This is a genomic window from Pseudomonas sp. ATCC 43928, from assembly GCF_005938665.2.
Lineage (GTDB): Bacteria > Pseudomonadota > Gammaproteobacteria > Pseudomonadales > Pseudomonadaceae > Aquipseudomonas.
On sequence record NZ_CP041753.1, the window covers coordinates 4,075,002 to 4,097,958 of the forward strand.

The 22,957-nt window shown below is 54.9% G+C and carries 15 protein-coding genes; 1 reads left to right on the forward strand and 14 read right to left on the reverse strand.

The window, feature by feature from the left end:
- Positions 1-68: 68 nt before the first annotated feature.
- The 11 genes from FFH90_RS18600 to FFH90_RS18650 all read right to left on the reverse strand — a co-directional run bounded on the left by FFH90_RS18600 (position 69) and on the right by FFH90_RS18650 (position 16,913).
- On the reverse strand, positions 69-449 hold the full coding sequence (locus FFH90_RS18600) for a hypothetical protein (protein ID WP_138867813.1): 381 nt from the start codon (positions 447-449) through the stop codon (positions 69-71).
- Positions 450-584: 135 nt separating this feature from the next.
- Complete coding sequence (locus FFH90_RS18605; RefSeq protein WP_225603013.1) at positions 585-815, reverse strand: hypothetical protein; 231 nt, start codon at positions 813-815, stop codon at positions 585-587.
- 168 nt (positions 816-983) lie between these two features.
- Complete coding sequence (locus tag FFH90_RS18610) at positions 984-1,403, reverse strand: hypothetical protein (RefSeq protein ID WP_138867814.1); 420 nt, start codon at positions 1,401-1,403, stop codon at positions 984-986.
- A 500-nt stretch (positions 1,404-1,903) separates the two neighbouring features.
- Positions 1,904-2,260 (reverse strand): hypothetical protein, encoded by a 357-nt coding sequence (locus tag FFH90_RS18615; RefSeq protein ID WP_111455431.1) that lies wholly within the window; start codon positions 2,258-2,260, stop codon positions 1,904-1,906.
- Positions 2,261-2,552: 292 nt separating this feature from the next.
- Positions 2,553-3,110, reverse strand: a complete 558-nt coding sequence (locus FFH90_RS18620; protein ID WP_306108678.1) for a hypothetical protein — start codon at positions 3,108-3,110, stop codon at positions 2,553-2,555.
- A 448-nt stretch (positions 3,111-3,558) separates the two neighbouring features.
- Positions 3,559-3,807 (reverse strand): hypothetical protein, encoded by a 249-nt coding sequence (locus FFH90_RS18625; RefSeq protein WP_168206144.1) that lies wholly within the window; start codon positions 3,805-3,807, stop codon positions 3,559-3,561.
- 227 nt (positions 3,808-4,034) lie between these two features.
- Positions 4,035-4,460: a hypothetical protein gene (locus FFH90_RS18630; protein WP_138867816.1), complete on the reverse strand. Its 426-nt coding sequence runs from the start codon at positions 4,458-4,460 to the stop codon at positions 4,035-4,037.
- Positions 4,461-4,772: 312 nt separating this feature from the next.
- The gene (locus tag FFH90_RS18635) at positions 4,773-5,420 is read right to left on the reverse strand and encodes a transposase (RefSeq protein ID WP_225603014.1); all 648 of its coding nucleotides are present in this window, start codon (positions 5,418-5,420) and stop codon (positions 4,773-4,775) included.
- Positions 5,421-5,631: 211 nt separating this feature from the next.
- Positions 5,632-6,090, reverse strand: a complete 459-nt coding sequence (locus FFH90_RS18640; protein WP_225603015.1) for a hypothetical protein — start codon at positions 6,088-6,090, stop codon at positions 5,632-5,634.
- 53 nt (positions 6,091-6,143) lie between these two features.
- Positions 6,144-15,182: a DUF637 domain-containing protein gene (locus FFH90_RS18645; protein WP_256663591.1), complete on the reverse strand. Its 9,039-nt coding sequence runs from the start codon at positions 15,180-15,182 to the stop codon at positions 6,144-6,146.
- A 24-nt stretch (positions 15,183-15,206) separates the two neighbouring features.
- Positions 15,207-16,913, reverse strand: a complete 1,707-nt coding sequence (locus tag FFH90_RS18650) for a ShlB/FhaC/HecB family hemolysin secretion/activation protein (RefSeq protein WP_138867819.1) — start codon at positions 16,911-16,913, stop codon at positions 15,207-15,209.
- 387 nt (positions 16,914-17,300) lie between these two features.
- Between FFH90_RS18650 and FFH90_RS18655 the strand changes: the two genes are divergently transcribed.
- Positions 17,301-19,121 (forward strand): di-heme-cytochrome C peroxidase, encoded by a 1,821-nt coding sequence (locus FFH90_RS18655; protein ID WP_138867820.1) that lies wholly within the window; start codon positions 17,301-17,303, stop codon positions 19,119-19,121.
- A gap of 115 nt (positions 19,122-19,236) precedes the next feature.
- On the opposite strand, the gene FFH90_RS18660 is transcribed toward FFH90_RS18655, so the two are convergent.
- The 3 genes from FFH90_RS18660 to FFH90_RS18670 all read right to left on the reverse strand — a co-directional run bounded on the left by FFH90_RS18660 (position 19,237) and on the right by FFH90_RS18670 (position 22,902).
- Positions 19,237-19,785 (reverse strand): cupin domain-containing protein, encoded by a 549-nt coding sequence (locus FFH90_RS18660; protein WP_138867821.1) that lies wholly within the window; start codon positions 19,783-19,785, stop codon positions 19,237-19,239.
- A gap of 278 nt (positions 19,786-20,063) precedes the next feature.
- Positions 20,064-21,359, reverse strand: a complete 1,296-nt coding sequence (locus tag FFH90_RS18665) for an FAD-binding oxidoreductase (RefSeq protein WP_138867822.1) — start codon at positions 21,357-21,359, stop codon at positions 20,064-20,066.
- Between the two features lie 52 nt (positions 21,360-21,411).
- Entirely contained in the window at positions 21,412-22,902 is a 1,491-nt protein-coding gene (locus FFH90_RS18670) for an aldehyde dehydrogenase (RefSeq protein ID WP_138867823.1), read from the reverse strand.
- Positions 22,903-22,957 lie beyond the last annotated feature (55 nt).

Here is a 22,957-nt window from a genome sequence, read left to right on the forward strand (position 1 = left end):
AATTGAAGGAGCATTATCCAGCCCCTCGATAAATGTGGTCTGTCCCCGCTTTCGTTTTTTTGCACCAACTAATCAACCATGCTTTTCAGAAAACTAATACCAAGCTCATCACGAATCACATACAAGCTTTCGTACTGAAAAGAAAGAACAAATTTAAAATCCGTCTCTATCGACAGCTTCGTAAGGAAAGACTTAATATCCTCAGAACTCTCCAGCAAATATTTTATAGGACAATGAAACGCTCCACTCATACCTGCTTTCCAATCAACATTGACCCCTTCAGCAGCAACGTCCTCAGGAGTACTAAAGCAACGAAATACAAAATAAACACCTGAATATTTAAAGTTACCTGTTAGATAACCACTTTCAATTGCGTGCTCAGCCCCCATCACTGAGAGCACTGAAGCAATTTCTTCAAAGGAAATTCCAACTTCAATCTCAAGATTCATTGTAATTGTCACTTCGCAGCCCCTATCACTCTAAATTCCCCGCCTTTCATCAAACATCGAAAACGGGGACAGACCACGATTAAATTGAAGGAGCATTATCCAGCCCCTCGATAAATGTGGTCTGCCCCCGCTTTCTTACGAGCATAGCTCAGATACAGGCAGGTCACTATCGTTAGCCAAGCTAACAATCACATCGAGCAAGGGATTATTCCCAGCCATTTTTTCAAGTTCAGCGTTTGCAAAATTTTCCACACAAAACGCTGGCAAGCGCCCCAAAAGGCTCGGAATACCGCAGACGCCCCGAAGCACCACGGCCCAGTCAGTCAAGCCATGTTTGGAAATTCGTTCAAAGACTGCTTGAATCATGGTTTCACCGGTATACCGTTAACAGTTCCATTTGGCACAAACATTCTGTGTGTTACACCGCCCAACTTCGGATCTACAATCCATTCAAACCTACCCGCCACACCGTTGTAGCTACCTGAAGGGAAAACGGGGAAAACGGGGACAGACCACGATTAAATTGAAGGAGCATTATCCACCCCCTCGATAAATGTGGTCTGTCCCCGCTTTCGTTAAATTCGCCGACCTTAACTCCGTCAATACATTTAAAAGTCTAGAGTACGCCAAAAAAGGCACATGCAACGCCATTACAAACCTCTGACTAAAAATCTCCAAAGGAACAAAAAACTCTACATCTCGCTTATTAGATACCTCAGAGCAGAGCTCTGCCGAAAGGTGGCTTCTTATTTCAGAAATATCCAAAAACAAAATATCAACACCCCCCCTACCACCTTTCAAATGAACACCAGTTTCCGAAATGTAAAACACACCTTCCGGAAGCTTGACTGAGTACAAATAACTGCCAACAGACTCCACTGCATCATAATCCCCCCCAAAACCGCAAGACACCAAGCTTACAATTCGTTTTTTTACTGAAGAACTAATGCTCATTTCCTTAAGCCTCTAAGAAACTCTTTAAGCTCGTCATTCGTAGCTGGAAAACTGAGGGAGAACTTCTCGCCGACCTTGCCACCACCTAGGGACGCTCCCTCTTCGGTAGCATAATAACCTTTAAACGTTACTGTTTTTGCTCCTTGCGCCTGTGAGTACTCTACCAGTTTTTTCAAAGGTCCCACCAATTCGGCGGCCCCATCTGCACCGACACCAATAAAACCTTTCGACGTCCCAACGGAAAAATCATTAAATATTATCTCTGTTGAATTTAGCGTCACCTTAGGAGAATAAAGCGTCCCTACATCATTGGGGAAAACGGGGACAGACCACGATTAAATTGAAGGAGCATTATCCAGCCCCTCGATAAATGTGGTCTGTCCCCGCTTTCGCCTGAAAATTGATCAGAAGGTGTAAACCTTATTCAGGACGGGACACTGTCAAATTTTACTATAGGATCGGACTCTTTGTACCAACTAACCAGTAGAGGCTAACAGCTATCACTCTTCGTCCCAGAAATTACCTGGTGGAGCATATTCACCACCTTTCAAAATAACGCACCAACCAAAATTCCTATAAAACATCTCAAGATCAATAATTTTGTAAACACCCAACCCAATTTCTTTCAAGGTGATCAGGCCAAAAGCATAGTGCGTGTATTTACCTCCTGCACTCGCAACAGCCCTTAACTCCAATTCTTTACGATCCCACTCGGACACTATCCCAGACGATTCCGGGATAGTGTCCGAAAAAGAAATTTCAAACTCTTTTGATATCTTGCACAAACAAGGAATTCGCTCTTGCCTGAGCAATTCATCAGTAATCAAGTTATCAGGAAAATTAATATTTAATTTCATCCCAAAGCACTCCGAGGAACAACAACCTCACCCGAGAAATTTCTCTCAAAGGTAGTAACAGGACTGAAATACTGCGTACCATGAGGATCACGAATAGCAACAACAAGAATACCGTTTTAGTTGTAACTCCATCCACCACCACAAAGTGAGAGAAGTCAGAGCCTCCGCTTTTGTCAAAAAGCCGAACAACCACTGGGCGAAATCGGGGACAGACCACAAATAAATTGAAGGAGCAGTATCCCACCCTCGATAAACGTGGTCTGTCCCCGTTTTTCCCGTTTTTCCTTTTTTCCTATATCACACATAAAGCAGTAATAACTTGATTGGGATGATCTTCCAGAGAAACTCCCCAGCCGGCAACTTCAAGCCCACCATAGTTTTCGTCGGTATAAAACCACTCTTCAGCCTCGTCAAACTCCAAAGTTGTAAATGGCAATAAATCCGAAACCAAACCACCCAAACCAATACTTTCCGGCAAGGCACCCTTATAAATTAAACTTTGAGCCTGCTCACCAGAAAAGCTAAAATCATAAACTTTAACAGCGCACACCTCACCACTTTTAATCACAACTGATAAAGCAGGGATAAATTTATTTAAATCATTAACAACACTTACATCCGCCAGAGCAAAAGAATAGCCACCACTTCCGCTTTCGTCCAAACTATAAAACTTTAAACGAAGCACTGGAGAGCCATCGAATTGGTATAGAGAGTTACTCTCATCAACCAAATACCCTAACAACACGCACTTCAATACATCCGCATCGACATGCAACGGTATTCCTGCAAGTGACACAGATGGCACAATTGGTGCCACCCACGATATTGAAAACTCTTTAGACAGGGTCATTTTGGCACCCACGTATTGCTAGCAGGGTTAAACATTACCTTTTGACCCTGTGGATTCAAGCAAACTGTATTTACATCATAAATAGGCTTACCCTCATAAAATTTCGGCCTATACGCCGCAGGATCAACCACTTTAATCTTACTCCCATCTCCATAAGTGATTTTGTAGTACTCACCAATATGAGTCGACTGATTTACGCTATCAACAGTCGACGAGGGGAAAACGGGGACAGACCACGATTAAATTGAAGGAGCATTATCCAGCCCCTCGATAAATGTGGTCTGTCCCCGCTTTCTTGAAGACTCCAACCCTTACAAGTTTCCTCTATGCCAAATAACTAACATTTACTCCCCTAAAAAATTGGACAGATTTAATTTCTGACCAACGGACAAACCAAACAAATAAATTCGCCCCCTTTCCTGTCCCCTTCCCTCTTTTCCCATCACCATCAGTGAAACTCAATGGCATCCAGAATAACTTGTAACTTTACCGGATCAGCGGCACCCCCAAAGTAATATTCATTACCGCCAAAATCTTTTAGATCTTCAGGAGCCCCCTTCCAATAAAGCACATAATAAACCTCATCAAAAATCTCTTCCAGCGCGCCACCATCTTGAAATGTTGACACGCGAATATAAGGACCATAAACCTCATCCAATTGAACCAAAATTCGCTCGCCCGTTTTTGAGTCAATCATCTCATCAGTCCCACTTAATACTATTAAACCATTCCAACTCCGCTTTTATCGGAGCTCGCTTATCACCTTATTTATTCACAGCATCGTCAAATTTACCGATCTAGTGGGGACACAGGGATACAGGGATACAGGGATACAGGGATACAGGGACAGACCACGTTCAAATCGAAAGCGCCCTGCCCCAAAAAAAACGTGGTCTGCCCCCGCTTACTCCTTTCTATTCCTTTTCACGAAAGTCGACTTATCATATCCGGAGAACCAAATATCGAATACCCTTTTTCACAATCATCAAACTCACCCACCAAATCCAAAAGCATCCCCTTAACCGCGCTAATAGAGCAGATCAACTTAATATCTTTACTGATATCACCAGACCACTCTGCATTAATTATATCTTTAGCTATATTTGCTTCCGGCAAAAAAACAATGTAGGAGCACTGCTCGCTCAGTAGAATTTTAACAACAGACTCAACAGAAACATTCGAGATACGTACTGCTCCTGAAAACTTAACCCCTAATACACTCTCAATTGAGCTCTCTTGAAAGTCACTTCCACCCACAACATCAAAACCACGAAACTTCAAAGCAGCCCACAACCTTCTATGCCATACAACTTTGGTATTCGGTTGCCAAGCAGAGTTTCTAACAATCAACCACCCCTCCCAACCAGAAAACCCAGCACCCACCAATATATATATATATCCCTAAATAGCCTCAGCATCGACTCCAACGAAGGACTCTCAAGCGACCAACTTCGTGCTGAAACACCAATATCAAAATCCGGTATCACACCATGAACATTAATTACTTCATTATCCGAAAAAACATCAGTCACTCGTACAACCCGAACGCTAGTAGTCATGATTATTTCCTGGCTGATCGTTAAAATGTGGACCGCGATTTTGTGAGTTTCCGTCACCGAAATCGTATAAACGGGGACAGACCACGTTTTCCATCTAAAAAATCTAGTGCTTTTTCGGTCTGTCCGGGCATCCCCGCCGAGCTCGTCGCCCAATCATAGCTTCAATTTCGGCTACAAATCGCGAACCACCAAGTACATAGTTGCCATTGGTGGCAGCCCGAATCTGGTCAACCAATCCTATCTCCAACTCGCTTCTAAAAAGCTCGCGATAGACTTCAGCAGTCGATACATCTGTATCCCCAAGCGATAGGTACTGAGCATGCGGGGTAATGAGATGCGAAAACTCTGATTGTGCGTTAGCACGATAACTCGACCAACGATATTCCGCAGGATACGTCACCATTTTGGCTCTGACAGGATTCATCTCAATGTAGCGATAACAGGCCAATACATAACTATCACTTTGAACAAGGCACGAACGGAAGCGTCCTTCCCATAAAGTCCCACTACGTCCATATGTACGATTTATGTATTGCACATATCGTTGCCCTATTCCTTTCATAAGCAAACTGGTACTACTGTGCTCATGAGGGCTAATCAACAAATGGACATGATTAGTCATAAGACACCATGCGTGAATTTCACACGAATTTTTGTTGGCCTGTTCAGCAAGCAGCTCTAAATAAAAAAGGTAATCATCCTCTGAAAAAAAGCAAACTGATCTATTATTTCCTCGTTGAATCAGATGCAAGGGGACACCTGGCATCAAGAGACGTGCTCTGCGTGGCATATGGTGAATCCGTTCACAATTAATGATGCCAATAGTTTAGTCAATTCTATGAAAAACAATCTCCCTATCTATTTCACACTATTTCAGATCGCTAAAGTGCGACACAGAAAAATGTAGTCTGCCCCCATTCTCCGCCATTCTCAGGATAAACGTGGTCTGTCCCCGTTTTTCCTTAAATCAGGCCAAGCTCTCGCAACCTAACCTCGCGTACAAAGTCCAATCCACCTACCTCGACTTTAGATCCGTCTGAGTAATGGGCGTGACCACAGACATTACACTGAAAAGCCAATAATCCGTTCTGTTTTCCTACAAAAATGCGCATACCATGAGACTCACACCTAGGACATTGTTCATCAATCTCAATAGTAACCAACTCTTCTATTGTATCGCGCAAAAAGCGCGCGATAGCTTCTACGTCTTTGGACTTGTAGCGTAAAATTACTTTTTTAAGGTGAGCTAATTCGCTAAGTTTAAAAGTAGAAAACTCTACAGGCATCAACTTCTCATCTATATGGGAAAGTTCATAAAAATTATAGATCGAGAACGGCTCAACAGAAAAGCATTCATAATTGCGCCGTAACCACAAAAGGATTACGTCAAGAATATTCCTCAGTGAGGACTTATCACTCATGCGCGTAACAGCTGATTGCAGCTCGTGCCAGACTTTCGGAGAGAGAGATCGCATCAATTGCCCGCCTTAACCGGAAAGGTTGTGATCAGGTTACCGGCTTTGTCGGTAAACACTTTTATCACAGAAGTGGGGGCTCCTCCATCCTTCAGCGTAGTAGTGCCAATCACTCGCCCCACATCAACTGTTCTTACAAACTGACCATCTGGCAGTGCCAAAACCGGAGACTTCACGACATCACTGCTCTGCAAAATCCCTTTCAGTTCATTTGGAGCAATCGTAAATACTGAACGCGAGTTGGAGATTTCTCTACCGAAATGGCCATCAAGAACATGGTCGAACCCCGCAGATACTGGATTGCCATTGTCCCGCAGAGGCGTGGTTTCTGCACGACCGTTAGCAACGTTTATACGAGACTGTACACGACCAGGAACACCCTCCACGGCATTTACAACGTCTTTTGCACCCCCTACTTCTCCCAAGCCTTTCGCTACAGCCGAGCTTCCCCCACCTATCGCCTCGCTCGCAACCCCTTTTCCAAAAACAGATCCCAGAACCTTACCAACCCACGCCATTGGCAAAGGCACGAGCGACCCGACTGCCAGGGCATCTTTTGCCGCCTTCGCGTTCCCCGCACTGATCCAGCGCTGAGTTTCTGGATCCTTCAGGTCAATGCCGGCACCGTTTGCAACACACGAAGCGTCACCACAAGGCAGGAAGTGTGGGTTGAACGCCTCTCCATCGATCAGAACAGGCGAGCGGAAACCACCTTGAGCATCAAGCACCCGGCCCGAGAGACGATCACGAATCTCGTCACTGACATTCGGTGTTTTGCTCCAGTCATGATCAGGAGCAACGGGGAAAGCCGCCCAAGTGTAGTTGCTGGTCGACGCTCGGATATAGGCTACGAGATCCAGGTCGAGCTTTGCTAACTGCTGGACGTATTGGCCGTTACCCAGGTCCCCCCATTTTGCCGAAGGGTCGTAGATGCCATCCTTGGTGGCAACCATGTCGGAGCCTGGTTGAATGTCAGTACCACTAACACCAGAAAGCCTCAGCTGTTCTTCGATCTGTTCAACGGTGTACTTTCCACCACTGCGCGCAGCCAATTGTTCGGCGAGTTCGTGATCTTCCCTATGCAACTGTCTGTTGTATTGCGAAGCATTCTTTGCAATCCATGCAGCCTTCTCCAGCGTGCTCGCATCGACGTCTTTCTGCGCCGTGGCGGCCAAGACTCCAACGATCTGAGAACTCATCGTCAGCAGGTTGTCATTACCCTTGACCAGATTATCCAGCACACCGACTAGAGCTTCATTCGCCCCCGCCGCTAGGGCTCCAGTCTTGAAGTCCCCGCCGGTCACTTCAGCCAGCAACCCGCCCACCATTGCGTGTATGGCGATTTTTTGCACAGAGCCGTCGTCAAAGACACCTTTCGTGTAGTCACCCACCGCATTGAAGCTAGCTGCCGCCAAAGTGTTGAATAGCGCCGTTTTCAGCGCGTCACTAGCACTCCCACCTTGCCCAAGAGCCTTACTCAGTAGCGCTGATGTTTCGCCTTGTAATATCTGATTACCGGCAAACCGACCAATCCCCTCCAGGCTGCTGAGGTCAGTGACTACTTTCCCTGTTACCGGGTTAGTCGTTGTTTTCAAAATGCCGTCAAAGACACCAGCCGTTAATCCGGCCGTCACACCTGATATCACATAGCCTTTAAGCGCATCCGAGGACGTCACATCCTTGAATACCGCCCCAAGATTCCCACCATTGTTAATAAAACTGGTCGTCGCATTCGTCGCAGCACCCGTAGCCACCGCGGCAAGGCCTGCGGCTCCGATGGTCCCCATGCTGGCAAAAGCACTCAGCGCGGCGGGGCCGACAATAGCGGCCATGACAATCGCAATGATCATCTGAGAAGCCGGCCCAAGCCCCGAGGTTTCATACTTGAACGACTCGTGGATTTCCTTGACCAGCTTCCAATCAACATCGCCCCGTGCTTCAGCTTGCTTCAGCCAGGCCAGTTGCGGATCGGCCTGGACCATTGCATCAATGGTCTGACTGACGCTTTGCTGATTCACCTCTTTGAGGTCGATTCGCAGACCTTCCACCGCCTTGATCGTGATGTTGCCTTTGGCAATCATCTGGGTCTGGCGCAGTGTCTCGTCGGTATTGCCCTTGCCTTTCGATGAGGTCCAGAAGGCGTCGCCATCGCTCTTGGTATGGCTCTCGTCGTGAAGGTCCTTCACACCTTCAAACGTGATGTTTCCACCACTGTCGAGAATGATGTCCTGATCACTATTGAGCTTCGCCACCTGATACCGCTGATCCCCACCACTGGACAGCGTCAGGTCACCACCGGACTTGATCTGCGTACCGATGTGGGTGATCTGCGTCACTTCATCGTGCTGGGTCTTTTTACTGCCCCAGCTGCCGCTTTTTTTCATGTCGTACAGTGTGTAGTCGCGGTCCTGTGCAGCCAGCAGTTGCAGGTCGCCGTCGGCATGCAGGTAGGCTTCTTTGCCGGCGCTGATGTCGCTGGCAACCAGCGTCATGTCCTTGCCGGACTTGAGGGTCAGTTTGCCGCCCGCATCCAGTGAGGTGCCGATCTGGCTGACGTGGTCTTCCTGGCGGGTTTCCTTTTTGTCCTTGAAGTAGCTGTGTTGTTCGTCGGCGGCGGTGGCGAACAGCAGGTCGCCCTTGGCGTCCATCGTCACGTCGCCTTTGGCGTCGAGCTTGCTCGCCACCACGGTCACGTCGCCGCCGGAATTGACCGTCAGGCCACCGCCCGCGCTGACGCTGGCGCCGTGCTGGGTGAGGGTTGAGTCGAGGAAGTCGGTACGGCTGTCGGAGTGGCGCTCTTCTACGGCGGTGATGCTGACATCGCGCTTGGCATCGATGGTCATGTCGCCACCGCTTTTCAACACACCGCCGGTGTTGAGGACGTCGCGCCCGGCGTTGATCACCAGTTTGTTGGCGGCCTCGATGCGGGCGGCGCTGTCCACGAAGTCGCGCGCGTGGCTGTAGTCGCCGACGCTGCTGTCGTGGGAGGTCACCGTGCGTTCGTTGACGACGTCGCCGTTCGTGGCCTTGAGCGTCACGTCTCGCCCGGCAATGATGCCCCCCGCCTTGTTGGTCAGGTTATTGGTGGCGAGCAAGTTCAACCGTTCCCCGGCCTCCACCAACCCGCTGCTCACCAGATCATTCTTGGCCGTCGCCTCCAGGTTCTGGCTGGCGCGCAGAGTGCCGGCGTTGTTCAGGTTCTTGCCGGCGATCAGGGTCACGTCGCTGCCCTGGATCAACGCGCCGTTGGCGGCGAGGCGGTTGTTGGCGTTGGCCAGGTACAGCACCGGCACCAGGACTTTTTCGCCGTTCACTTCGTGTTCTTCGAGCCAGACGATGTCGTGGGTCAGGGCCGCGACTTGCTGTGACGTGAGGGTTACGCCGAGGCTCAGGTTGAGTTGGCTCTTGCTGGCGATGGCGTTGTTCATCAGGTACTTGAAAACCGCCTCGTCCGAGGTCTGGCCGTCGATGAAACGCTGGCCGGTGCGGGCGACCACGGCTTGCTGGATCAGTTTCTGCTCGTAGAGGCCGTCGCCCAGGCGCTTGGCGCTCTGGTCGGGGTTGTAGCCCAGGCCGGACAGCAGGTAGTCCGAACTCATGAATTGCTTGAGGTCGGTGAGTACCGGGTTGGTTTCGATCAGGTATTTGTGCGGTTGGGATTTGCCGGCGTTGCTTGGCAGACCTTGGACACGGTTGAGGGTGACCGGCGTAGACGATGCACCGGCGGTGACTTTACCGCCGCTAAGCGTCCAGCTCTGCGGGCCGGTCGAGGTCGGGGCGCTGCTGCCTTCCTGGCTCAGACGGAACAGACCGTTCTGGCTGGTGGGCAGGTTGAAGCCGGGAAGCGTGAGCGGGTTGACTTGTTGCTGGGCCAGATCCGGCGACAGTTGCGCGTTGATAGTTACCGGCGTGGAGTAGCCGTTGCCGGCCCCCGTGTCAGTGTTGGTCTTTCCACCGGCGACGTAGCTGTAATAAGGACGCACCACACTGTTGTCGATGGTTTGCGTCGCGTTGAGTGAAATGTTGCCGCCGGCCTGGATCACCGCATCATAGGAACTGCCGGAGCCCGCTACCGTGGTGGTGCTTTCGGTCAGCATGCCGCCGCCCAGCAGGCTGATGAAATAGCTCAGATCCGACTCGACAGTGGCCGAGGGTGTCGGACTGTTTTTATCGTTGAAAGCCGCCGCCGCGGGCACCGTGGCGAAGATTTGGTCGACGTAGTTCCAGAATGTGCGCTTGGTGATGATGTCCTGCTCTTGCAGGCCGGTGTTATTGATCGTGTCGGCAGTGACAGTGATGTTGCCTGTGGACGCAATGGTGCTGCTGGTGTTGTTCAACACCTGAGCGTTGATCGTCATGTCGCCGCCGCTGGTCAGACTCGCGGCCTCGCTGCTGTCAGAGACCTTCAGGCGGTCGGTCTCGGCAATCTCCCAATGGCCGTTACGACGCGAACCGCTGCGGAAGTCGCACCCCGCAATCGGGATCAGGTTGCAGTCCAGCTCAGTGATCACCACCGAACTTTTCTCATGCGCGGTGTATTCCAGAATGTCCCGTACGTTGTTTACCGTCAGGGCATTGATGGTCAGGTCCTGCGCGCTGTAGATATCGCCGGAACGGTTGTCCAGCAAGTCGGCCTTGCCGCTGTCGCGGTCCCGGCCAATGTGCACGTTGCTCAGGCCATAGACCTGGCCATAGGCGTTGGTGAAGCTGGACAGCAGCAGACGCATATCGCCGCCGCTGGAAATCAGACCGCGGCTGTTGAGCAGTGCGCCGGTGGTGAGGGTCAGGTCTTTACCGGAACCGATCGTGCCGTAGTTGTTAAGGTTGGCGGCGCTGATGATCAGGTCGCCGCTGGAGGTCAAACGGCCCTGGTTGTTCAACTCGCCATTGATGTTAACCGTGGTGTTGCCACCACCGGCGATGCTGGTCGCCGCGTTGAGGGTCAGTTGATTGGCTTTGAGCGTCAGATCACCGAGGCTGCTGAGGCGACCATTGCCGCTGTAGTTGCCCCTCAGGGTCAGATCGAGTTTGCCATCGCTGGCGATCAAGCCATCGTTGTTCCAATTGCCGCCATTGCCGGTCAATTGGCTGCCGGCCAACAACTGGCCGCCGGATGTCTGATTGAGGCTGTTGACGTTGACGGTCAGGCGATCGGCCTGGATCACACTGCTGTTGGTCCAGCCGTCGGCGTTGAGCGTCAGGCTGCCACGGGTGACGAAGGTGCCGCCGGCGCTGCCGATTTGACCCGTCGCGATATCGAAAATACCGGTACCGACGTGCAGCACGTTGCCGCTGACGTTCAGCAAACTACCGGCAGTGAGGGTCAGGTTGGTGTTGGCGGATTCCACGGTGCCATTGCGGTTGTCGAACAGGCCCCCGATGGCGAACGCGGTTTTACCATTGTCGCCCAGTGCGCGAAGTTGACCGGTCTGGTTGTCGAGGCTGGCGGCGGTGATGGTCAGCGTGCTTTCACTTTCGATGATGCCCAGGCGGTTGTTCAATGCACCGCGCAGGCTCAGGTCGATCTGTTGCCCGCCGATCTGCCCGTCGTTGTCGCCGCTGTTGTCGAAGTTATTGCCGGTGACGCTGACCCGACCCTTGGCGTAGAGGCCGCCATTGCGGTTGTCGAAGTTGCCGTTGGTGCCGGTGTCGACGATGGCGTCACCGGTTTGCGCGGTGATACGCCCGCCATAGTTGTCGAGGCCGGCCAGTGCCTTGAGGTTCAGGCTCTGGGCCTGAATGACCCCGCCCTGACGGTTATTGTTCAGGTCATAGCCGTTGCGCAGTACGCCAGAGATATGGCTGCTGAAGGCGCCTTGCAGGCTGGAGAGCACACCGCCACGGCTGTCGAGGCTGGCGGCGGTGATGTCGAGGTTGCCGCCCTTGGCAACGATGCGCCCGCTCTGGTTATCGATGGCGCCGCCGGTTTTCACCGTCAGGTCGCCCTGGCTTTGCAGGGTGCCCTTGGCGTTGTCGATGCTGGCGGCGTTGAGTGTCAGGCCGGCGTTGCTGCTGAAGATCTGACCGTTGGCGCTGTTCTGTACGACGCCACTGGCCGTGATCGTCAACAATTCACTGGCCGCGACAGTGCCGCCATTGCGGTTATCGAGGCCACCGGTCAACAGGCTCAGCAAACCCTGGCTTGCAAGCTGGCCGCCCTGGTTGTCGACCTGCTGCGCGCGCTGAATCACCAGCGGGCCGTTGCTCGCCAGTTTGCCGCTGGTATTGGTCAGGGTGCCGAGCAGATCGAGGGTGATCGCGCCCTTGCCCGCGAAGGTACCGGTGCTGTTGTTCAGATCGGTACCGGTGAAGCTGATGTCCTGCTGGGCATTGATGGTTGCATTGGCGTTGCTGAGGGTTTGGGCCTGGATATCCAGAGCGGCGCCGCTGTCGATCAAACCACCCTGGGCGTTATTCAGTGTTCCGGCAATGACGAAAGTTTGCGCACCGGCACTGGAAAGAATGCCGTTGTCGCTGTTGTCGAGGCTGGCCGCCGTGACCTTCAACGTGCCGTTACTGACCAGAGCGCCTGCGTTGCTGTTACGCACAGCGCCGGTGAGGTCCACCAGCACGTCACCGTCGCGGCTCGACAACGTGCCCTCATTACGGTTGTCGAGGCTGCCGCCTAGAAGGCTCAGGCTTTGCCAACCGGAAATCAGTCCATGGAGGTTAGTGGTGGTATCGGCGGTGAGGTCCAGTTGCTGACGGCTGATGAGTTTGCCGTCGCTGTTGTCCAGGTTGCGGCCCGTCAGCGTGTAGCTTTGGCTGCTGGAGAGTTCACCGCTGCGGTTGTTCAAGTCCCGCAGGTTGCGGATGCTCAGTTGACCGGTGGTGGTGATCAGGCCGTTGGCGTTGTTCAGGTCGCCCATGACGCCGCTGAAGTCGATGGTAATGGCGCTGCCGAGCAACGAGCTACCGTTCTGATTGTTCAAACTCGCCGCGTTGATGTTCAGGTTTTGGGTGGCGTTGATCAGCCCCTTGTCCTGGTTATCGAGCTGGCCGGTAACCCGAAGATCGAGGTTGGTGCGGCTGGTAAGGGTGCCCTCGTTGTTGTTCAGGCTTCCGGCCTGTACATCGACGCTTTGCGCCGCGACCACGCCTTTGACGTTGGTCAGGGACTGCTGCACGCGCAGGGTCACGGCCTGGTTGCCGAGCAGTTTGCCGTTGCTGTTGTCGAGGCTGTCGGCCGCCAGCGTGAACGCTTGGGCACTGGATATTTCGCCGTTGCGGTTGTCCACTTGCGCGAGGTTTTTTAGCACCAGCAACGGGGCGTTAATCAAACCGTTCTGGTTGTTCAGCTCGCCGTGATTCAGATCCAGCGCCAACGACGTAGCGCTGGTGAGCTGCCCACCATCATGCTGATCGAGACTGACGACACTGGCGGTCAGCGCTTTGTTGCTGGCAATCCGGCCCCCGCTGCTGTTATCGACCTTGCCGGCATTGAGGCTCAGGGCGTCGAGGCTGGTGAGTTTGCCGCCCTGATTATTCACCGTCGCCGTGGCGGTGATGCTCAAGGCCTGACCGGCGTTCACCAGCCCTGCCACGTTATCCAGAGTCGCCATGCGCAACGTCGCGGCGGCCAGGCTCGAGAGTTCGCCAGCGCGATTGTTCAGATAACCAAGGGTGGCGTTGAGATTACCGGTACTGGTAATCAGACCATTGCCATTGAGGACCTGATTGGCCGCGAGATTGAGACTGCCGTTACTCGACACCCGACCTTTGTTCTGGTTATCCAGGGTCCCGGCGGTGATGTTGGCGGTTTGCCCGGCGCTCAGCGTACCGCCCTGGTTAGTCAGGGTCTGCGCGGTATTCGCGGTGAGATTGCGACTGGCAACCACGCTTTTGCCGCTGTTGTTGAGATTCTGCGCGCTCAGGCTCACATCGCCCGTGGCGTTACGGCTGGTGTCAGCATTGACCCCGGCTTCGATGATGCTGTTGTTGGTCAGCACACCACCGGCACTCAGAACGATGCTGTCTCGCGCCGCAAGGGTTTGCTGGTTTGTCAGGTTGCCTTGGGTTTGTACGTTGACGGAGGTGCCGGCATAAACCGGGCCTTGGGCATCAAGGCTGGCGGCTTTGACATTCACCGCACCGGCAGCAGAAGTCTGCGCCAGGCTGAGATGGCCATTGGCGTCGAGCTGGATATCGCCACCACTGGCCGCGAGGTTGCCATCGAGTTTCACCCCGACCCCGGCCTCGGTGCCGACCAGTTTGATCGCCCCGGCGTACATCCCGCCCAAGGCCGATGAGTCGATGGCCAGTTGCGGCTTGGCGCTGCCGTCATCGGCGCGGGCGGTGGCGTTGAGGTTGTCGGCATTGACGTCGTTGCGACCGGCGACGATGGTCAGGTTTTTCGCCTGAATCTCGGCGTTGATCTTCGCGCTGCGGGTGATGATTTCGAAGCTGTCGACGTTGTTGGCATTGAGCCCGACGCCATCAATCGTGACGCTGCCCTGATCGACCTGAAAGCGATCCAGTCGACCGTTGTCGAGCACCGGTTTGCCGGTGGTCAACGTCACGCGTGGCGTGTTGATGAAACCGCAACCGTTGCAGCTGATGCCGTACGGGTTGGCGACGATGACCCGCGCCGACTGCCCCGCCACTTCGGTGTAGCCGCGCAACTGGCTGGGGCTGCCGCCGACCACTTCGTTGAGGATGGTTTGCGCCGCGATCCCGTTGGTCAGGTTCGGGTTGCCGACAATGATCCCGCCCAGTTGCGTCGCGCCGGTCTGCGCGGCGACGTTGTTGAGGATGACGCCTTGGGTGCCGACGTTGTAATCGTGGAACTGGTTATGCGACAGGCCCGTGCCGTTGGGCGTGGCGATCTGGACGATCGGCACGCCATTGCCCGCCTGACCGAGGCTGGTGCCCGGTGTAGCCACGACGATGCCATCGGCCTGCGCCCACATCGGTTGCCAAAACATGACGTTGGCCAACAGGAACGCCAGTCCGCGCTTGGGCATGCCCAGGAAGTGCTCGCGGGTTTTCACGGCGGCAGAAGGTTGGCGAGCGAGAAAAGCGTAGTGGCGAACGTCCATGTGAAAGGTCCCGATGCAGCGAAATTAGAGGAAGAAATCCAGGCGGAAATAGATCGGCGCTTCGCGCTCGGTCAGGGTGTCCGGACGTTCTAGGGAATGGGCAAAGGTCACGCTGGCGGCCAGGTGCTGACCTCGGGCGAACAACTCCACGGAATCGCTGGACAGGCGCCCGTGCTGATCGCCGTTATAGCGGTCGCCACGGATCACGCCCTGGTCGTAACCGAGGCTGGTGCCGTACTCGGCGAACACCGGGCGCAGCCATTCCAAAGTGATCGGATGGCTCCAGCGCAGTTCGTTGCGCCAGTAGCCGCCGCTGTCACCGGACAACGACTGGTCCTTATAGCCACGGATCGACGACTGCCCGCCGAGGCTGGTGCGCTGCGGGCTGAACAGCACGTCTTCACTGCGCTGGCCGGTCATCAGGCTGCTGAAACTGAAGGACTCGCCCCACAGCTTGAACGGCTGCAGATAGCTCGCGGTGGCGGTGTATTTGCGGTAACGCGCGTTCGGCTCGCCGGGGCCCGGATCACCGTTACCCTGGGCGTCGAACGCGCCGATGCCTTGCTGCATGCCCAGGTCGAGGTTGACGAAGGCACTGCCGACCCGCCGACCGTGGTTGATGCCGAACTGCGCTTCGCTGATGCGGTTGCTGCTCAGCTTGAGCTTGCTGTCTTCGATGAAGTTGTTGGTGCGCAGGTACGAGAGACCGGTGCTGAGGGAGGTCTTGCTCAGGGCGTCGCGATGGATCACCCGCTCGGCGCGCAACTGATGGTTTTCGCTGTCGCCGGTCTGCTTGAAATTGAAACCGTTGGCCTGGGCTTGCGAGCGGTACTCGCTCTGGCTGTAGGTGTAACTGAAGTTCCACCAGCCCCACGGCACGCTGTAATTGAGCAGCGCGTTGTTGGAGGTGTGCAGGTGATCGCTCACCGCATCATGACCGCCGCGCAGCATCAACTGATCGGCCAGGCCCAGCGGGCTGTCCCAGTCAAACGTCGTGCCCCACTGCTGCTCGCCGGTGCTGCGCTGGCCGTCGTTACTGCGCGACAAACCGACACGCCACGGCTTCTGCGGGGTGTTCTTGACCAGCACCTCGCTGCCACCGACGTTCTTGCCCGGGGACAACTCCATCTGCGCCTGATTCGACGGCAAGCGGTTGAGCTGATCCACCATCTGCTCGATTTCCCGCAGATTGACCAGCTCCCCGCTCCTGCCGGGAAAAGCCATCCCCAGTTCGCGCTCCGACAGCTGGCTGCCCTCCGCGCCCTTCAACCCTTCGAGCCGGCCCTCGACCACCAGCACCTTCAGATGCCCGCCGGACAAATCCTGCTGCGGCAAGTAGGCACGGCTGGTGACCAGGCCTTTTTCGATGTAGTGATCGGTGATGACTTTCAGCAACTCGTTGAGCTGTGTAACGCCCAGGCACTGGCCGATGTAAGGCTTGAGCAGGCGATTTTTCTCGCCGTCCGAAAGACTGTCGGCGCCTTTGAGCTCGATGTCCTTGATGGGGAAACAACGGGCGTCGGCCGGGGCCGTCGCGGGCGCGGGTTGGGCTGCCTTGCCGGGTAATTCCTTGAGCTCCTCGAGACGCCGACGCTGCTCGTCGAGCAAGCGATCCTGACGTTCGCGGATCAGATCGGTTTCACCGGGGGTGGGGGCAGCGTGAGCAAGATTCAGCGGAGAAAGGCACAGCAAAGCCAGGCACAACCTCGCCACGAGGGCGGGTGGATACATGTTCGATCCCTCGAATGGAGACTGATAGCACAATAGTGGCGCGATATTAGATGGCCACTATTTTGACGTCAATAAATGGATTCATTCGAGGAGGTTAAGGGATGACTTGTAATGGCTAAATCGGGCGCTTCCGACGAGAGCGCAGGACGTTTCCTGATGTGGTGTAGAAAAATGCTCACAACACCAAGGCGCTGTAGTCCGCAGAGAAAAAGCCGAGTGCCAAACGGCAAGGTCTTTTTTACGTAATGAACAACCCGGGCTCTGTCCGGGTACGGGACATGGAACAAAATTAAAGAGCCGTATTTTTTGTGGCTACACTCATGGCTGGTAGCTATTGGCTACCAACGTGATGGGTCTCAACAGGAATTACAAATAGAAGGGAATCTGATGAACACGTTAAAAGCCCCCCCGTTTGCCTGCGCTGCATTGTTGTTTTTCGGCGCTCATTCCATGGCTCAGGCTGCCGACATTCTGGATCAGGGATGGAGTGACACCACCCAGTCCAATTGGCTTGAACTTTCACAAGGATCGAGAATTCTCCCTCTCTCCTGGGCGCTTGCATTGGAAGAGCCTGGTTCAGAGGAGAAGTTCATGAGTGACAAAACGATCTCCGCCTACGGTTACACGCCTTATCGTCCGTCTTATAACGGTAAGCGCTTTACGTTGCCGATGGGTTTCGTTTTGGATGACAGTCACGACAGCAAGTTGTCTTTCACGAAACTCCGCTGGTTTTTTGGACAAGGGTCGAGAGAACCGTGGGTGGGGATGAACTGTTCTGCTTGTCACACGGCTCAGATCAAATTTGAAGAGCAGAATCTTGTGATCAATGGCGGGCCAACGAACGCCGACTTTCAAAATTTCTTTAAATATTTTAGAGAGGCGTTAAGCAAAACGGCTTCCGACCCTGAAAAATTTGAACGCTTTGCAAAGAGTGTCCTGGGTGATGATCTGTCGAAAGGGAATCGCCAACGGTTGAAAAAATCCCTGGATAGCTTGAATGCGTTTTATGCCCAAAACGAGACACTGAATGCCACAGATCTGCAATATGGCCCAGGTCGCCTTGATGCCGTGGGCCACATTCTCAACAAAATCAGTCAAGTCACCCAAGCGAAACCGCCTACCCCTAACCCCTCTGATGCGCCGGTGAGTTATCCATTTCTCTGGAATACGCATCAACACAACGTCCTCCAATGGAACGGAATGGTCAGTAAAGACCAACTCCCTTCGATTAAAAATGACGGCGGCCTGGATGCTGGAGGTCTGGGGCGTAATGCTGGAGAGGCCATCGGTGTGTTCGCCGACGTTCGACCGGTTAAAGAATCTGCGGCCAAGGCAGGGTTTGTCTCCAGTGTGAATGTGAAAAATCTGGATGTTCTAGAGCGTTCTCTTTATAGCCTGAAGCCTCCGCGGTGGCCTGGGCAGTTGCCAAACGACCTTGCGCTTGGCGCCAAATTGTTTAAGGACAATTGTTCCGGCTGCCATACCCATATTGGTAGAGACGATCTCACCACGGCCATCACAGCGGTCATGATTCCAATCTCTGCGAATGACAATTTCAATGCCCAGAGCCCACAAGACTCGACCATTGGCACGGATCCCTGGATGGCGTGCAATGCCTATCAATTTAAAGCGGATGCGGGAGTCTTGACGGGTTATTCCAAAGTCGATAAATCAGGAACCATCAAGTCAAATGACCTGCTCTACAACATGCTGGGTGTGACCGTCCTGGAGACATTACTGGGTAAAGGACGCGATGTCGCCGAACTGGCTTTCGATGGATTGCTTGGTATAGATACCAAACCTCAAAAAGTCCCTGGCTTCAAGGACCGTGCCCTGTTCAGTCGTTTGGATGAGAAAGCGCTACGGCTATACAACTGCTACCGTGCCAGCTCTACCGTTCCTCTTCTCGCCTATAAAGCAAGACCCCTGACCGGCATCTGGGCCACCGCTCCCTATTTGCATAACGGCTCTGTACCGACCCTCAACGACCTTCTCCTGCCACCCCACCAGCGCCCCTCGACTTTTTATACAGGGACCAATGAGTTCGATGACAAAAAAGTTGGATTCAAGACCGAGAAATCGGACAAGAACTGGTTTCTTTTCGACACCAAGCTTGAGGGCAATAGCAACGCAGGCCATGACTATGGCGTGGGCAAGCTCAATGACATCCAACGGTCACAGCTTCTCGACTACTTGAAGTCACTTTGAACGGCGTCGCGGACGCCCTCACCTGAGGCATGGAGTGGTAATCGCTGGTAGGGGCGACCGAAAGTAGTGGTCGCCCCGCCGGAGGTAGTTACAGGTTTAATGTCTGCTTCAGGTATCAGAAGTTAGCCGGGGTGTTGGCGCTGATGATTTCTGCCTCATCCGCCCCAATATTGCGAAACCGATGCGGCAGCGTCGTCGGGAAGTAATACCCATCCCCGGCATTCAACACACTAATCTGCTCATCCACCGTCAACTCAACCGTGCCACGGGTAACCAGCCCACACTCCTCCCCCTCAGCATGCACAATCGGCTCTTCCCCCGAACTCGCTCCAGGCGCGTACTGCTCGCGCAACAGCCGCATCTGCCGACTCGGCACCGAAGCGCCAATCAGCAACAACCGCAGCCCATGACGCCCGAGATCCGGCTGTTCATTGGCGCGAAACACGTACTGATGCTCGCGTGGCGGTTGGTCGAAGGTGAAGAAGTCCGCCAAGGACATGGGGATGCCTTCGAGCAGTTTTTTGAGGGAGCTGACGGAGGGACTGACGCGATTCTGTTCGATCAGGGAGATGGTGGCATTGGTGACGCCGCTACGCCGGGCCAGCTCGCGCTGGGACAGTTTGTAGCTTTCGCGTACTAATTTGAGTCGTGAGCCCGTGTCCATGACAGCCTTATGTGAGAACTACTTAAGGGGTAATGGGGGTGGGTGGCGGGCGACTGGTGGCCGCGGATTACGCCGTTTCCCGTCCCGGAACCGTGGAAGGCGGGTATTAAATCACGTTTGTGGGTGTTGCTCAGCAGGTTCGATAAACGGCTGGCAAAAAAGCTGTCGGCTTCCGATGTCAGTCAGTTCTGGTTTAGAAACTGTGGCGAGGGGGCTTGCCCCCTCGCCACGGGAGTGATGCGTAGCCTTGGCCGGCGGAGACCGCCGGCAGGTTCAACCTAGATGCCGAAGCGGTCTCGCAAGGCGTAATACGCCGCGCCCATGGCGGTGAGTGGGGCCTGGAAAGTGCGGCCGCCGAGCATCGGCATGTGTGGCAGGGAGGCGAAGGCGTCGAAGCGTTCGGCGTCGCCGCGAATCATTTCCGAGATCAGTTTGCCAGCCAGGTGCGAGCAAGTGACGCCGTGGCCGCTGTAGCCTTGCATGTAGTAGGCGTTTTTCTCGATGCGGCCGAATTGCGGCATGCGGGACATGGTCAGCAGGAAGTTGCCGGTCCAGCGGTAGTCGATTTTCACGTCCTTGAGTTGCGGGAAGGTCTTGAGGATCTTCGGGCGGATCAGTTGTTCGATGTCGTCCGGCTCGCGGGCGCCGTAGACCACGCCGCCGCCGTACAGCAGGCGGTTGTCGGCGGTGAGGCGGTAGTAGTCGAGCAGGTAATTGCAGTCTTCGACACAGTAGTTATTGGTGATCAGGCTGCGGGCGATCTTCTCCGACAACGGCTCGGTGACGACGATTTGCGAACCGCAGGGCATGCTTTTGCGGGTCACGCGGTTGTCGAGGTCTTGCGGCAGGTAGGCGTTGCCGGCGATCAGCAGGTACTTGGCCCGCACCACGCCTTTGGCGGTGCGCACAGTGATTGGCTCGCCGTAGGAGATGTCCACGGCGGCGGATTGTTCGTAGATTTTGCCGCCCTGGCGAATGATCGCGGCAGCTTCGCCGAGGGCCAGGTTCAGTGGGTGGATGTGGCCGCCCTGCATATCCAGCAAGCCGCCGACGTAGTTGTCGCAACCGACTTCGCGCTGGATGTCCGAGGCGTCGAGCATTTTCAGGTTGTTGTTGCCGTAGCGTTCCCAGTTACGCTTCTGCTCGGCCAGGCCGTTGAGTTGCTTCTTGTTCAGCGCTGCGAAGATGCCGCCGGGGCGGTAATCGCATTTGATGTCGTACTCCTTGATGCGCGAACGGATGATGTCGGCGCCTTCGAAGATCATGCTACCAAGGACTTCGGCGGTCTTGTCGCCGTAGCGCTCTTCGATCACATCGACGTCGCGACTATAGGAGTTGACCAGTTGGCCGCCGTTGCGACCGCTGGCGCCGAAGCCGACTTTGGCGGCTTCCAGCACGGTGACGCTGTAGCCCGCTTCGCTGAGGAACAACGCCGAGGACAGGCCGGTGTAGCCAGCGCCGATCACGCAGACGTCGCATTCCACCAGCTCTTCCAGCACCGGGTAATCGCCGGTCTGGTTGCGGGTTGCGGCGTAGTAGCTGTTTACATGATTTTGTGTAGAGCATTGTTTCATAGATTTCTCCGAGGGCCGCCGGCACGCGCCGGCGACCGCCGCTGCAAAAGTGTCAGAGCTTGATCCAGGTCGCTTTGAGTTCGGTGTACTTGTCGAACGCGTGCAGCGATTTGTCCCGACCGTTACCCGACTGCTTGAACCCGCCGAACGGCGCGGTCATGTCGCCGCCGTCGTACTGGTTGACCCAGACGCTGCCGGCGCGCAAGCCGCGAGCGAAGGTGTGGGCCTTGCTAAGGTTGCTGGTCCAGACTCCGGCGGCGAGGCCGAAGATGCTGTCGTTGGCGATCTGCAGCGCTTCTTCAGCGGTGTCAAAGGTGATCAGCGACAGCACCGGGCCGAAGATTTCTTCCCGGGCGATGGTCATGGCGTTGGTCACGCCGTCGAATATCGCTGGCTCCACATACAGGCCACCGGTGCCTTCGAGGGTGCGACTGCCGCCAGCAATCAGTTGCGCGCCCTGGTCTTTGCCGACCTGGATGTAGCGCAGCACATTGTCCAATTGGCGCTGATCGACGACGGCGCCGACGGTGGTTTCAGGGTCGAGCGCATGCCCCGGTTTCCAGGCTTGCAGCGCTTCCACCAGCAACGGAATGAACTGCTCGCGGATCGAGCGCTCCACCAGCAGGCGCGAGCCGGCGGTGCAGACTTCGCCCTGGTTGAAGGCAATCGCACTGGCCGCTGCCCGAGCCGCTGCGCGCAAGTCCGGCGCGTCGGCGAACACCACGTTCGGGCTCTTGCCGCCCGCCTCCAGCCACACGCGCTTCATGTTGCTTTGCCCGGCGTAGATCATCAGTTGCTTGGCAATCGCGGTGGAGCCAGTGAAGGCCAGCACGTCGACGTCCATGTGCAACGCCAGCGCCTTGCCGACGGTGTGACCGAAGCCCGGCAACACGTTGAACACGCCTTTGGGAATGCCGGCGTCGAGGGCCAGTTGCGCGATGCGGATCGCCGTCAGCGGTGATTTTTCCGAGGGCTTGAGGATGAACGAGTTGCCTGCCGCCAGGGCTGGGGCGAACTTCCAGCTGGCCATGATCAGCGGGAAGTTCCACGGCACGATTGCGGCGACCACGCCTGCCGGCTCACGAGTGACGAGGCCCAATTGGTCGTGCGGGGTGGCGGCGACTTCGTCGTAGATTTTGTCGATGGCTTCGGCGCTCCAGCGGATCGCGTTGGCGGCCGCTGGAATGTCGATGGCCATGGAATCGCTGATCGGTTTACCCATGTCGAGGGTTTCCAGCAGCGCCAGTTCTTCCTGGTTGGCCAGGATCAAGTCCGCGAAGCGAATCAAGATGCGCTTGCGTTCCGCGGGTGCCAACCGCGCCCAGATGCCGGATTCAAATGCACGACGCGCGACGGCGACTGCCGCATTGGCGTCGGCTTCGTCAGTGCTGGCGATGTTCGCCAGAAAGCGGCCGTCGACCGGGCTGATGCATTCGAAGGTGTCGCCACTGAGTGCCGGGCAGTATTGGCCGTCGATGAATGCGCGGCCTTCTAGTGTCAAGGACTGGAAGCGTTGCTCCCAGTCGCTGCGAGTGTTTGTCATGGTTGTGACTCTACGCAGAGGAATAAGTGATCGTGTTAACCGATGGGCAAGCGAT

Coding starts and splice junctions, on each gene's coding strand:
- FFH90_RS18600 (WP_138867813.1), bottom strand. CDS start 449: ATGAATCTTGAGATTGAAGTTGGAATTTCCTTTGAAGAAATTGCTTCA.
- FFH90_RS18605 (WP_225603013.1), bottom strand. CDS start 815: ATGATTCAAGCAGTCTTTGAACGAATTTCCAAACATGGCTTGACTGAC.
- FFH90_RS18610 (WP_138867814.1), bottom strand. CDS start 1,403: ATGAGCATTAGTTCTTCAGTAAAAAAACGAATTGTAAGCTTGGTGTCT.
- FFH90_RS18615 (WP_111455431.1), bottom strand. CDS start 2,260: ATGAAATTAAATATTAATTTTCCTGATAACTTGATTACTGATGAATTG.
- FFH90_RS18620 (WP_306108678.1), bottom strand. CDS start 3,110: ATGACCCTGTCTAAAGAGTTTTCAATATCGTGGGTGGCACCAATTGTG.
- FFH90_RS18625 (WP_168206144.1), bottom strand. CDS start 3,807: ATGATTGACTCAAAAACGGGCGAGCGAATTTTGGTTCAATTGGATGAG.
- FFH90_RS18640 (WP_225603015.1), bottom strand. CDS start 6,090: ATGAGTGATAAGTCCTCACTGAGGAATATTCTTGACGTAATCCTTTTG.
- FFH90_RS18645 (WP_256663591.1), bottom strand. CDS start 15,182: ATGGACGTTCGCCACTACGCTTTTCTCGCTCGCCAACCTTCTGCCGCC.
- FFH90_RS18650 (WP_138867819.1), bottom strand. CDS start 16,913: ATGTATCCACCCGCCCTCGTGGCGAGGTTGTGCCTGGCTTTGCTGTGC.
- FFH90_RS18655 (WP_138867820.1), top strand. CDS start 17,301: ATGAACACGTTAAAAGCCCCCCCGTTTGCCTGCGCTGCATTGTTGTTT.
- FFH90_RS18660 (WP_138867821.1), bottom strand. CDS start 19,785: ATGGACACGGGCTCACGACTCAAATTAGTACGCGAAAGCTACAAACTG.
- FFH90_RS18665 (WP_138867822.1), bottom strand. CDS start 21,359: ATGAAACAATGCTCTACACAAAATCATGTAAACAGCTACTACGCCGCA.
- FFH90_RS18670 (WP_138867823.1), bottom strand. CDS start 22,902: ATGACAAACACTCGCAGCGACTGGGAGCAACGCTTCCAGTCCTTGACA.